The sequence below is a fragment of the Synechococcus sp. PH41509 genome (assembly GCF_020514285.1).
Classification (GTDB): domain Bacteria; phylum Cyanobacteriota; class Cyanobacteriia; order PCC-6307; family Cyanobiaceae; genus Parasynechococcus.
Genome location: NZ_VTLD01000001.1, coordinates 36747 through 49728, shown reverse-complemented (window position 1 = coordinate 49728; position 12982 = coordinate 36747). Strand labels below are relative to the sequence as shown.

The 12982-nt window shown below is 61.7% G+C and carries 8 protein-coding genes and 2 pseudogenes; 5 read left to right on the top strand and 5 right to left on the bottom strand.

Annotated elements, in window-relative coordinates:
* Nucleotides 1-143 (top strand): annotated as a pseudogene (locus FZZ88_RS00260) (photosystem II D2 protein (photosystem q(a) protein)); the annotation flags it as partial.
* A 51-nt stretch (nucleotides 144-194) separates the two neighbouring features.
* On the opposite strand, the gene FZZ88_RS00255 reads toward FZZ88_RS00260, so the two are convergent.
* A complete protein-coding gene (locus FZZ88_RS00255) occupies nucleotides 195-935 on the bottom strand; it encodes a hypothetical protein (protein ID WP_226423757.1) in 741 nt (246 codons plus the stop codon).
* Nucleotides 936-1022: 87 nt separating this feature from the next.
* Between FZZ88_RS00255 and FZZ88_RS00250 the strand changes: the two genes are divergently transcribed.
* Both FZZ88_RS00250 and FZZ88_RS00245 read left to right on the top strand, forming a co-directional pair.
* The gene (locus FZZ88_RS00250) at nucleotides 1023-1958 is read left to right on the top strand and encodes a hypothetical protein (protein WP_166018487.1); all 936 of its coding nucleotides are present in this window, start codon (nucleotides 1023-1025) and stop codon (nucleotides 1956-1958) included.
* Between the two features lie 29 nt (nucleotides 1959-1987).
* Nucleotides 1988-3478, top strand: a pseudogene (locus FZZ88_RS00245) (DUF2079 domain-containing protein); the annotation flags it as partial.
* A 7-nt stretch (nucleotides 3479-3485) separates the two neighbouring features.
* Here FZZ88_RS00245 and FZZ88_RS00240 read toward each other — a convergent pair.
* Genes FZZ88_RS00240 through FZZ88_RS00225 form a run of 4 tightly spaced genes read right to left on the bottom strand, consistent with a single transcriptional unit; the run spans nucleotide 3486 to nucleotide 9162 of the window.
* The gene (locus FZZ88_RS00240; protein WP_166018488.1) at nucleotides 3486-4934 is read right to left on the bottom strand and encodes a DUF2079 domain-containing protein; all 1449 of its coding nucleotides are present in this window, start codon (nucleotides 4932-4934) and stop codon (nucleotides 3486-3488) included.
* Nucleotides 4912-6447: a glycosyltransferase family 39 protein gene (locus tag FZZ88_RS00235; RefSeq protein ID WP_226423758.1), complete on the bottom strand. Its 1536-nt coding sequence runs from the start codon at nucleotides 6445-6447 to the stop codon at nucleotides 4912-4914. The genes FZZ88_RS00240 and FZZ88_RS00235 overlap by 23 nt, the downstream gene beginning before the upstream one ends.
* Nucleotides 6410-7540: a glycosyltransferase family 2 protein gene (locus FZZ88_RS00230; protein WP_166018489.1), complete on the bottom strand. Its 1131-nt coding sequence runs from the start codon at nucleotides 7538-7540 to the stop codon at nucleotides 6410-6412. Before FZZ88_RS00230 ends, FZZ88_RS00235 begins: the two co-directional genes overlap by 38 nt.
* Nucleotides 7541-7563: 23 nt before the next feature.
* Nucleotides 7564-9162: a glycosyltransferase family 39 protein gene (locus tag FZZ88_RS00225; protein WP_166018490.1), complete on the bottom strand. Its 1599-nt coding sequence runs from the start codon at nucleotides 9160-9162 to the stop codon at nucleotides 7564-7566.
* Between the two features lie 429 nt (nucleotides 9163-9591).
* On the opposite strand from FZZ88_RS00225, the gene FZZ88_RS00220 reads away from it, so the two are divergent.
* Entirely contained in the window at nucleotides 9592-11091 is a 1500-nt protein-coding gene (locus FZZ88_RS00220; RefSeq protein WP_166018491.1) for an iron uptake porin, read from the top strand.
* A 222-nt stretch (nucleotides 11092-11313) separates the two neighbouring features.
* A complete protein-coding gene (locus FZZ88_RS00215) occupies nucleotides 11314-12954 on the top strand; it encodes an iron uptake porin (protein WP_166018492.1) in 1641 nt (546 codons plus the stop codon).
* The last annotated feature ends 28 nt before the right edge of the window (nucleotides 12955-12982 follow it).

Genomic DNA, 12982 nt, shown 5'->3' with positions numbered 1-12982 from the left:
CAGAAGATCCCGAATTTGAGACCTTCTACACCAAGAACATCCTTCTGAATGAAGGTCTGCGTGCCTGGATGGCACCGGCTGACCAGCCGCACGAAAACTTCGTCTTCCCTGAAGAGGTTCTGCCCCGCGGCAACGCCCTCTGATCGCAAGAAAATTATTTCCATCAACCGCCCAACAGGGCGGTTTTTTTTTGTTTATTGCTCGTCTTGAGCGGCAGTCAAACGAAGGGTGATGTCGACGCGGTCCTGCTGAGCAAGCAGTGCTCGCATCAGCGCATCGATAAGAAGAATGATCCCAATCAGTTCCAGTGCTTCTTCGAGGCCTGTGATTCCTCCATACCAGGGGCTATGCAGGCGAATCAGGCTCGATCGAACAGCAAAGCTGCCGATCATCTCCATGCCAATGGCTCCACCCACATAGACGGCGCCTGAACGCAGCAACCCTGTGGCCGTTGCTCTGGGGATCGACCCGAGGAAGCTTCGAAATCTCCAGAGCAAGATGACGGCGAGGGCGGCGTAGGGCACCACCCAGGTGGATGCCAGGGCTGGGTGCACCTGGTGTCGTAGCCCTGGAATGATCAGGATCTCGTGAATCTGCAGTGCTTCGTCGAGCGCCAGAAAGATGAAAATCTTGGACAGCAAACGCCAGTCATCTCCTGCGTCGGGGTTGCTGTTGTGACCCAGTCGGCGCATCAATAGGGCCGCCATTAGCAACAGCCCGCTGCTGAACAGGGTGGGCAGGTTGAGCTCCCGGTCAATGTTGAGGCTGTCGAGCCAATGCTTCTCCGCCCCGAAGCCATAAATGCCCACTTGAACGACGCAGTGGGCCACCAGAAACCCTGCGGTGATCGCCGTTAGTAGGTTGCGGACAGACCGGGGCGTGATGGGGATGATCCCGGCTTGGCTTTGGTCCGCTGCACTGGGTTGCTGAGTCACGATTGGATTGTGCGGAGGACGAACAACGGCCCCGCTCTCCGGTTCTAAACCTCTGCTTAACCTGCCCTTCACGCAAGGGACGGGTTGGTGGCAGTGATTTACACACGGGGTCGCGGCCTCAAGACCGCTCTTACCGGAATGTTTGTGGTGATTGCGGTGGCGTCTCTGCTGACGGTGGTAGTGCAACTGGTGATGGCCGCCTCAGCCGGATCTCCCCTGGATCTCGGTTGGGGCGTCGTGGCTGGGGTGACCACGGCTGTGGCGATCTGGGCTGCCCGCTCCAAGTGGCTGCTGCGGTTGCTGTCGGTTGCTGATCCCTTGGCTCATCAAGGGCGTTCCCGCGCGGTGTGGGGGCTCTTGGCTCTTGTGGTTTTGCTTGTGGTGGCGCTGAAGAGCGGCTCGGCGGATCGTGATGCCTACAAAAATCTGGTGTTTGGCGAAGGGGGGCTGGTCGAGTGGAGCCAAGTGCTTGTCCTGGTGCTCGCCACCCGAGCGGCCTGGCTGATCGGCACTGATTTGAAGGCACGTCTGGAGGAACGCCGACTCGGGCGCTTGTTCCAGATCGGAGCAGGATGCCTGGCCCTGGTCTTGATGGAGGAACTCGCCTGGGGTCAGGTGATCTTCAGTTGGCGGACCCCGCCGTTGTTGAACGAGATCAATGCCCAGAACGAGACGACCCTGCACAACATCGGTTGGTTTCAAGATCGTTTGGATGTCGGCACGTTCCTCGCGACCCTTGGGGTTTTGGCCGTTGTGGTTCTGGCACCTCGTTGGATGCGAGCTTTCACAAAGCATGGTTCTGAGCCGATGGTGGCCGTGACCCGGGCCCTCACCCCCGCTTTCTACAGCTGGCCGTTGTTCCTGGCGGTTTCTGCACTGGCGTTCTTCATTGCCACGCGCACCTTTTCCGACGTGCTTCTCAATCGGGATCAGGAGTGGGGTGAGTTGGTGCTGTACGCATCCATTTATCTGTTGTTGCTGCGCTCGCGCGTGTTGCTTGGCCCCGTGCAGGACGCTCCGTAACCTGCCCAAAATCCATCAAAGACGGCTGCATGCGTCGACCCAGAGGCATTGATGCGCCCTCCACGACACGGTGGCCACGCAACGTGTTGGCGATGGCGGGCCTGTTTGCCCTGATCTGCTTTGCGTTGCAGGTCTGGCGGCTGTTCAGCCTCAGCGCGACTTATGACCAAGCCCTGTTTCTGCAGGAACTCTGGGCCACCGCTCAGGGGCGGCCTTTTGAAAGCAGCCTTTCATCCGTGTTGTCCGGAGCGGTGGTGGTCGGCGATGGTCTTCCGTCCATCGATTACTTGCACTTGGGGCAGCATGCCAACGTCCTCACCGTGCTCATGGCCCCCCTGGTGGCTGTGTTCGGGATGTGGGCGCTTCCTTTGCTTCAGGTGGGGCTTCTCGCCGCTGCAGGGCTCGTGTTGTGGAGATTGGCCGACTCGCGACTGCCGCGCCCCTTGGCGGAGCGGATCACGCTGGCTTACTTCCTCAGTGGCGCGGTGATTGGTCCGGCCCTCGAGAACTTTCACGATCTGGTTTGGTTGCCTTTGTTGGCGTTCCTGGTGGTGGGAGGCCTGCTCGATGGCTGCCGTTGGCGGGTGTGGCTGTTTGGTGCCTTGTTGCTGTTGGTGCGAGAAGACAGTGGTTTGTTGCTGTTTTCACTCGGGCTTTGGGCCTTGGTCCGTCGTCCCGGTCAACGCATCACCGGCGCCCTGCTGATGCTCGTTTCCTTTGCGTGGGTTGTGTTGGTCACCGGATGGATTCAACCGATGGTGGACTCCTCCTTGTCGGATCGCTTTCTGAAGGAGAAGTTCGGCCATCTGGTGGACGATCCGTCGGGGGGAACCGTTGCTGTGCTTTGGGCGATGCTGCGCCAGCCCTTGGCCTTGCTGGACGCCTTGGTGTCGCCGCCGGGAGCAACCCTCGGCTTTGTGCTGGCGTTGAGCCTGCCGCTCGTGCTGGTGCCCCTGCTCTCGGTGGATGCGGCTTTGCTGATGTTGGCTCCGTTGCTGATTGCGTTGCTCTCCCAGGGGCGATCGGCGTTGTCGGTGACGCTGCGCTACGTGCTTGCCCTGGTGCCCGGGCTCTATCTCGGTGCTGTGCTCTGGTGGCAACGGCACCCGGGGGTCTGGTCGAAGTTGTGGCTGCGTCGCTGTTGGACCGGGGCCCTGTCCCTTGGCCTTGTGCTCACGCTGGTGGCTAACCCGCATCGCACCTTCTCGGCCGTGATCCCCGACAGTTTTTCCCCTTGGGCCTATGTGTCACCGCAGCAAATGCTGGACCGCCGCCAGGCGGCTTCACAGGCTGTGGCGCTGATTCCAGCTAATGCCAGCGTTGCTGCGGATACGCCTGTGCTGCCGTTATTGGCCCAGCGGGAGGCGGTGATTCGTTTCCCTCGGCACGCTCACTACCGCGATCGCCAGGGACGCGTTCAACCGGTGGATTGGGTTGTGGCTCTGCCGGGTTACTACACGCCGTTGGCTGAGGTGTTCAAGGGTTCGCGCAACAAACAGCAGCGCATTAAGCGCGAACTGCGGAAGCTCAAGGAGTCGGGTGACTATCGCTTGGTGCATTGCCACGGCGGGGCTGTTGTTCTGCAGCGGCAGGGGCTCGACACAGCTCCAGGCCCGATGGCCAGCTCCGACAGGTCCAGTTCCTGTCCCTGGCTTGAGTAAGCAAGCTCTTTTGAACCTTTCGGCTCGATCCCCAGCCCGGGTCACTGGGATTGAGCAGCAGCACGTTCCAGGCTGCAGCGTCGTGGGGCATGCTCTGCTTTTTTTTGGGGAAGCTGATGGTGGTGCGCTGGCTGAGCTGCGGCACCAGATAGCTGGTGGTGAGCACCGCGTCCTCTTGTTGGATCAGGGCCTTGGCCTCTTGAACGGCTTGCATTTGGGGCAGTCGGGCCAGATAGGGCCCGGTGAAGAACCAGGGCTTGGCCAGTGCCAGCCAGCAGGCAACGGCCCAGCACAGCATCCAGGGAAAGCCTCGTTGTGGTTCGGGTTGCCGCCGTAGCCCATCGATGCAGGCCACCACGGCCACCATCGCTAGGGGCAGGCTGTAGTGATGCACCAGGGTGCGATAGCTGGCAGAGGCAGAGAGCAGATTCACCAGCACCAACGGCAGCCCGATCAGCAACGTGCTGAGGGAGGCCCGTCGCCACAGGGCGATGCAGGGCAGGCAAAGCAGCAGCAGATATTCCGCTCCTCCGCCCCAATCCAGGCCACTGAGAACCGTGAGCGGATCGCCACTTAAATGGCTGAACATGCGTGATGCGGCCTTGGGCCCTTCGCCGTTCCGCAGCAGTGGATAGAGCCAACGGCTGAGGATGAGCAGCCATCCGCCGCTGAGGCCGCCCGCCGCCAGGCTCCACCGCCAACGCCGGCGCCAGGCAAGATTGATGGCAATGCCGGATGTGATCAGCACTAGGCCATCGCGGCAGCCCAGCATCAGCAGCAGCAAGCCAAACCAGAGCCGGGGGCGATTGCTGCGCTCGGCCCAGATCGCCAGAGCGAAGGCGGGCATCACCCAGGTTTCGGGATGGAAATCAAACAAAGCCGCGTTGAATACCACCGGCTGCAACCACCAGAGGCTGCAGATCAGCCAGCAGCGTCGGCGGGTCAGTCCCGCCTGCTCCGCCAGCCACCAGAGCGGCAGCGCTGTGAAGCTCAGGGCCAGGGCCTGACTGCCCAAGAGCCAATGCAGGCTGGGCAACATCCGATAGCCCCCCCCGGCCAAATACAGCATCCAAGCTCCGTGGTCGGCCAGCACATGCACCTGCTCCATCGAGGAGATCGGTGCGGATCCCGATCCGATCAGCCAGGCCCATTGGTCGAACAGTCCAAGGTCGTAGGCATTGCTTTGGAGCAGGCCATGCCGTGCCGCCGCGACACCCCAGAGAAGCAGGCCCAGGCCTGCGCTCAAGACCACCAGCAGCTGGGGGCAGCCAGAGGGGAGCGATGGCTGGGATTCAGCCCTGGGGGTGGAGTTCATCAATCGGAATCAGGTAGGTCTGGCTGCGCGGGTCCACCCAGGCGCCGGGGCTTGCATCCACCATCTCCCGCAGAATTCGTTGCCGCTGCTCCGGCATCGGCCGGTAGGTCTTGTCCCACACGAAGCTGCCGGCGAGATGGCTGGCTCCGGCCTTCTTCCAGCGCTGGATCCGCTCCGGTGTGAGTTGCTTGCTGGAGATCAGCCAGCCCTGACGCCGGGCCAGGTTGAGCAAGGTTGGATCGGTGCTGGTAACACTCACGATCCGTGCGTCGATCGGCAGATCCCTGCGGATGGTGAGGGCTAGGGGCATCCACGCCTGACGTTGGCGATGCTCCACGGCCCAGTAATCCAGCGAGAGCACCGTGAGGCTCACCACCAGGGCAAGGCTGAGCAACAGCCGAGGTTGCCAGCGGGGGCGATGTTGTTCCCAGGTCTGCCAGCCGAGGCCGATGAGCGGAGAGCTGAACAGCAGCAGCGGCAGCTGGTAGTACTCATGGATCGTGCTCGAGCGCATGGTGGCGATTGTGCAGAGCAGAACGCCCAACAGTCCGCTGATGGCGATCTGTCCGCCACTGCTGCGCCAGCTCGCCCTGAGGCCGAGCAGCAGGAAGGGCACTCCCACCAGTGCGAGGAGACGCAGGCCAATCCGCAACAGCAGGTTGATCCAAGCGCTGAGGTCCAACAGAAGACTGAGGCTGCTGCGATCGGCTCCCGCCCCCCAGAACCCAAAGCTCAGGCCACTGGCTTGTCCCAGTTGATGGGCATGCCAGTACCAGCAGGCGATCGCACCAAGGCTGGTGCTGATGTAAAGCCAGAACCCCGGATGCCTTAGCAGTCGCATCAAGCGACTGAGCAGGGTTTGCCAAGGGGTGGCATGGTTCGGGGGGTTGGTGCTGAGTTGCACCATCAGCAGGGGAAGTCCCAGCCAGAGCAGGGGAATCACCTTGATCAAGCCTGCTGTGGTGAAGCAAAGCCAGCTCAGGGCTAGAGCCCATGGCAATCGTTGTTCACGCCAAAGGCTCAGGCTTTCCAGGGCCCCTGCGGCACAGAGCAGCAGCAGGGCTTCGGCTTGGAAGGCGCGCCCGAAATACACCCCCAAGGGTGCGATGGCAAAGGCCAGGCCAGCCCACCAACCGGCTTGGGGGCTAAACCAACGTCGGCCGAGTCGCATCACCAGCCAGATGGTCAGCCCGCTGCAGAGCACCGACAGACCGCGACCCAGCCATTCCTGCACGCCCATCAGGGTGTAGAGGCGGCTCACCAGAAAGGGGTAGATGGGAAATTCCGACTCCACAAAGCCGGCACTGGCCCCACTCCAGTCGATCTGAGGCAGCCAGATCGGTGTGCCCGCCTGGCTGAAATGCCTAGCCATGGCTGCCGTGTCGGCCTGCCGCCAGCTGTGAATGCCGAGCACCGGCATCCAGATCTGCACCAGCCTCAGCAGGCTTCCCAGCCCGATGGGCAGCCAGGCCGGCCTAGGGGCTATTCCAGACAAAGCGGGATGACGCCGCATAGTTCCAGACGTAGACGACAACAATGCCCGCTAATTGGGCCCAGAGCGCATGGGCCTGGATCAGGGTGTAAAAACTGGTGGCCAGGCCCACGTTGGCAAGTGCCGGCAGGGAGGCCACCAGCAGGAACTTCAGCAACCCCCGGATCAGTTGCCGTCCGCTCTGACGCCGATCGCGAAAAGTGAGAGCGTTGTTCACCAGATAGTTCGAGCTTGCTGCTGTGATCACGGCCACTGGCAGAGCCTGCTGAAACGAGAGGTGGAGCAGGCCCATCAGCAGAGCGGTGGACATCAGCTGAACCACCACACCCGAGGCGCCAACAAGCCCGAAGCTGATCGCCCGCCGCGGCAGCAGCCTTAGGGTTGCGGTGTGAATCAGGGACACCATGAAGTCCCAGAGGATGGCGAGGTCGAGTTTGGAGTTGCCATGCAAACGCGGCTGAAAGCTCAGCGGGATTTCACTCACCTCCAGGCGGCCGCTGCTGATGGCCAGGAGCTCGTAGAAGAATTTGAAGCCGTTGACGTCCACCTGGCGCACCAGCGGTAGACAGCTGTTGAGCCGCAGCACGATGAAGCCGCTCATGCAATCGCTCAGGTGCCGATAGGACCTTGGAAGACTCCAACGGGCCAGACGGTTGGCGAGGGTGGAACCATCGGTGCGTCGATCACTGAGGCCGCGAATTTCGGAGTTGTCCAGGAAGCGGCTCCCCGCGACCAAGTCCAGGTTTTCGCGTTCCAGCAGCTGCACTGCCTCCCCAACGGAGCTGGGCTCGTGCTGTCCATCGCTGTCCATCACCACGGCGGTGGAATAGAGGGCTGCGATGAGTCCTTCCTTGATGGCGCTGGCGAGTCCGGAGCGTCCCACCCGTTGAATGATCCGGATCCTGGGGTCCTGGCGGGCCAGGCTGCGGACCAGATCAGGGGTCCCGTCCCGCGAATCGTCATCGACAACAAGGATCTCGAGCGGATGATCGGTCCCCAGCCGCAAGAGTGATTCGATCACCTGGCGGATCGACCCGCCTTCGTTGAAAGTGGGCAGCACGATGGACAGGCCGCTGTGGCTTGTCTGTCCTTCACGTTCCGCGGTGGACGACACAGTGCGCTCCAGTCGGGCTCAGGCTACCGACAGTCGGCCAGGGTCCATTGCCCCGTTTGGCCCTCGATGGTGCAGTTCTCCTGTGGTTTGTCGCTGAGACGCCGATTCCCGTCACCTTTGAAACGCGGGATACGTTGTTCGGCGTACCAGTTCAGGCTGGGACGTTCGTCGTAGCCCTTCAGCGTTAACTCAGCTCCAGGGTTGTCTCGGGCTAAGGCTGCAACGGGTTGCACGGGCCAGGTTTCGTTGAGTTCCCACAACCACAGTGGGGAGTGAAACAACAGGGCCAGTGCCGCCACATTTCCGCAGGTCATGCTGATCACCCCGAGGCGCCGTTGCCCCGGAGCGGCGGATCGCAGCCACCATCCGCCGCCACACCAGCCGAGACCCAGCACAGCGGTCAGGCCGCGATAGGGCGCAAGGCTGCTGCCGATGCTGCTGAAACTGCTCAGCCACAGCAGCAACAGCAGCAGGCCGAGTCCGCACCAGAACGATGGCAGCCGCAACAGCAGCCAGCGCCAGGGTGGCCTTGGGCTGTCGGGTGCATCAGAGCAAGAAGAGGAGGGTCGCTCCACCAGCCAGACCAGCAGAGGAGCGCAGAGGAGGGCGATCGGGAGCCAGAGCGGGTGGCTGTACCAGGGAAGCTGGGTGCGTAGCGGCAGTATTGCTCCTGCCAGGGTGAGCAGGCTGGCCAGTGACCATCGTCCCCAGCGGCTCTGTCGCCACCGCCAGGCCCAGATCAGGGCAAAGGGGATCAGCGGCAGCCAGGGCCAGCCCCCCTCCAGAATTTCGATTACGGGGACTCGCCACCCCAGATCACTGCCTTCGCCGGCATCCAGCAGAACCCGCCCAGCGCCATCACCACCCCAAAGCCAGAGCGCCTCGGTCCCCCGGATGTGGGCATGCCACAGATGCCAGCCCATTCCCGGTGCCAGGCCCAGCAAGAACCCAATGCAAGCCGTGGCACGGTTGTTCCAGGCTTTCCATTCCTGGCCCCAGACCAGCGCCAGGCCGGCGGCCACGGCCGAGGGCACCAGCAGGGGTGCCTTGAGCAGCAGCATCGCGCTGGCCATCAGACCGGCCACCACTCCCCAGAGGCCGCTCCATCGGCGTTGGTTGAGTTGCAGCAACGCCAACCACAGCAGAGCCATGGCCGTCAGCTGCGTGCCATCCAGCATGGCCAGGCGTCCGTGCCGAGCCACTGGGAGCAGCGACAGCAGGATCACGCTCGTGGCGATGGCGCTGGAGCGATCTCCCGGCCGCAGCGTCCATTGCAGCCAACCTCCGAGGGGGACCACCAAGCAAGACAGCAATGCCGGCGCGAGCCGGACGGTCCACTCCGAGGGGAGCTGGTTGGGCTGCGTCGTCGCGCCGATCACCAGTGCGATCAGGCTGTGCAGTCCTGGTGCCTTGTTGAGGTACGGCGCGCCCCAGAGGGTGGGCAGCAGCGGGGCTTCACCGAGTCCGTGGCGAAGTTCGAGGGCCACCCTTGCCACGGTGGCCTCATCGAAGTCCCGAAGGGGGAGATCCCCGAGGCCAATCAGAGCAAGAACGGCAGCGACAAAGCCGAGACCAATCAATGCGATCCAGGGGGCTGGGTCAGAAGCTGAGCCGGAGCGCATGGGTGCTCCTCATCGCATCAAAAACTGAGTATGGTCCGGGTGTTCAGGATGCAGCGACGTGGAGTTGTGTTTGCTTCCTTCGGGTAGCGAACACAACTCCGAAGGCGTTGCCGGCATTCACAATCCTTCAGGAGGAGGTGTCCATGATTTCCAGTTGTTTGATTCAGGGTCTGCTGATCGCGGAGAACGCCGGCTGAACGGCGCCTTCTGACTGATCATCCGGTTCCGCGGCAAAAGCGGACCCGGCGAGAGCCCCCGTCCGGTTTGCCGGGCGGGGGCATCGTTTTACGAGCCCCCCTGCCTGCATAAACGGTCGTCGTTGATACATGTCGATGTAAAGACCGGCACAAGTCGACTTGGATGTTCGGTGGCTGTCTCTCAAAATCTGGAAATGGCGTTGTTGCGCCTATTTCCTGTGTGAGGAATTCAATGAAGCTTTTCCAGCAACTGCTGGTGGCTCCTGCCGCCCTTGGCCTTCTGGCCACTGGCGCCAATGCCGCCGAGCTGAACATCAACGGCGTTTCTGATTACGCGGCTTCCGCTGATCAGGTGACCAGTGTCACCCAGTTCTCTGACGTCTATCCCACCGACTGGGCCTATCAGGCTCTGGCGAACCTGGTGGAGCAGTACGGCTGCGTGGCCGGCTACCCCAACGGCACCTTCCGTGGCAACCGGGCGATGACCCGCTACGAAGCGGCTGCCCTGTTGAACGCCTGCCTCGACCGGATCACTGAAGTGACCGACGAGCTGCGTCGCCTGCTCAAGGAATTCGAAACCGAGCTGGCCATCCTCAAGGGTCGCGTTGACGGCCTCGAGGCCCGTGTTGGTGAACTGGAAGCAACCCAGTTCTCCACCACCACCAAGCTGAAAGGTAAAGCTGACTGGGTCTTCGGTGCAGCCAAGGCTAACGGCCGTGGCAGCGATGCCTTCGAAGCCGCCAACGGTGGTACTTCCTTCAGCTACAACCTGGCGCTGAACCTGGAGACCAGCTTCACCGGTAAGGACCTGCTCTACACCCGTCTGCGTGCGGGCAACATGAACAACGTCTACACCGGCTTGTTCTCTCAGGAGTACGGCTTCGACTCTGGCAACACTGTCAAAGTCAACCGGATGTGGTACAGCTTCCCCGTCGGTGAGAACTTCACCGTGGTTGGCGGCCCCATGGTTCGTATGGACGACATGCTCCCGGTGTGGCCTAGTGCCTATCCGTCTGCCATGACGTACGACTTCTTCACCTACGCCGGTGCGCCTGGTGTTTATAACCTGGCCCTCGGCGCTGGCGCTGGTGTGTATTGGAAGTCTGATGACTTCAGCATCTCCACCAGCTACCTCTCCACCAACGGCAACCTGAGCGACCCCAACACGGGTGGCCTCGGTACCGATGGGGCCGACTTCTCTGCTACCACTCAGATCGCTTATGCGCCTGAGAACTGGGGTATTGCTGCTGGCTACACCAAGGCTTCCGGCAACGGCGAGAAGCTCTACATCGGCAACGCTAACCCTCAGGCCGCGATCGCTTCTGGTCTTGGTAGTCAGACCAACTCCGCTGGTCTGAGCGCCTGGTGGACCCCTGAGGATTCCGGCTGGATTCCTTCCATCAGCACTGGCGTCGGCACCACCTGGTTCGATGGCAGTGACACTGATGGCTACTCCGCGTCTTGGTACGTGGGCCTCGAGTGGGACGACGTCTTCCTGGAAGGCAACTCCTTCGGTATGGCCGTTGGTCAGCCCACCTTCGTGGCTTCCGTTGACGGCGACGCTGTCGAAGATGGCGCCGGCTATGCCTGGGAATTCTTCTACAAGTTCCAGGTCACCGACAACATCAGCGTGACTCCTGCCATCACCTACCTGAGCAAGCCTTTCCCTTCTCAGGACTCCAATGGCATGAACGCCATGAGCGGTCTGATCAAGACCCAGTTCAAGTTCTGATCGTTGGTTTCGAGGCCCCTCCGGGGTCTCATCCTTGTCAGATACGTCAGCTCTCCACTTCGGTGGAGGGCTTTTTTTTTGTGCGCGCCGCGGTTGGTGCATGGTCTTAACCGATACCTAAACAAGTCTTGAGTTGCCCTTACTGCCAGGGTGAAGTCGTGCCCATAGCGTGAGGCCGCTGGCATGTCTTGCCGGCACTTTTCTCTTGGTGTGAGAACCCAAATGAAGCTTTTCCAGCAACTGCTGGTGGCTCCTGCTGCCCTTGGCCTTCTGGCCAGTGGCGCTAATGCCGCCGAGCTGAACATCAACGGCGTCTCTGATTACGCCTCTTCCGCTGATCAGGTGACCAGCGTCACCCAGTTCTCCGACGTCTACCCCACCGACTGGGCCTATCAGGCTCTGGCGAACCTGGTTGAGCAGTACGGCTGCGTGGCCGGCTACCCCAACGGCACCTTCCGTGGCAACCGGGCCATGACCCGCTACGAAGCGGCTGCCCTGTTGAACGCTTGCCTCGACCGGATCACTGAAGTGACCGACGAGCTGCGTCGCCTGCTCAAGGAATTCGAAACTGAGCTGGCCATCCTCAAGGGACGCGTTGACGGCCTCGAGGCCCGTGTTGGCGAACTGGAAGCAACCCAGTTCTCCACCACCACCAAGCTCAAAGCCAAAACCGTCTGGGTCGCTGGTGCGACGCGCGCCAAAGGTGATAACTACAACACCGGTGGCGAGAAGGGTGCCCGTGCTGCCTACAACTCCGAATACGGCGGCTTCTCTTTCAGCTACGACCTCCGTCTCGGCCTGAAGACCTCCTTCAGCGGTAAGGATCTGCTCTACACCCGCCTGCGTGCGGGCAACATGGGCGATACCAGCGTGTGGGACGGCAACGGCGTCAGCCTGAACAAACTCGACACCGCTGCCCCCGGCGGCAACATCGTCGAGATTGATCGCATCTATTACCGCTTCCCCGTCGGCGACAGCTTCACCATTCAGGTCGGTCCTCTGACCCGGAACACCGAGATGATGGGCTACAAGGCCACGGCTTACGCCAAAGGCGGCACCAAGATTCTCGACTTCTTCGGTGGTTCCCTGGGTACCCCCGGCGTGTGGAACAAGGAGACCGGTGGTGGCTTCGGTGCCATCTACAGCAACAAGAAGCAAGTGGAGAAGGGCAACCCCTATTTCACCGTCGCTGCGAACTACGTTGCTGATTCCGGTGAGGCCAATGACAGCAACCCCAACACGGGTGGCTTCATGACCGACAACTCCGAAGGCAACATCACCACTCAGATTGCCTACGGCAACAAGCAGTGGGGCTTTGCCGCTGGTTACCGCTACGGCCAGTGTGGTGCCAAGTTCCGTACCGCTACCGAGTTCGCTAAGGGCGACAAGTACGGCACCCCTTGCACCGTGGCTGATGGTGAGCGCACCAACGCCGACAGCCACAGCTGGTCTGCACACGCCTTCTGGCGTCCTGAAGACTCCGGCTGGATGCCGTCCATCAGCGCTGGTGTCGGTAGCTCCTATCTCACTGGCAACGATGCCTGGGATGACAACACCAACAAGCGGTCCATGGCCAGCTGGATGGTGGGTCTGACCTGGAACGATGTCTTCCTGGAAGGCAACGCTCTGGGTTACGCCGTGGGTCAGCCCCAGTTCGTCTACGAGGTCGAAGACGGCTTTGTGGCTGATGGCGGTTACGCCATGGAGCTCTGGTACAGCTTCCAGGTCACCGACAACATCCAGATCACCCCAGCCATCTACTGGCTGAGCCGTCCCTTCGGTGACGACACCCAGAACGTCAACGGCGACTACAAGTCCCTCGGCGTCTTCGGTGGCCTGGTTCAGACCACCTTCAAGTTCTGATCTCTTGGCCTGACCTTGGTTGGGCCCA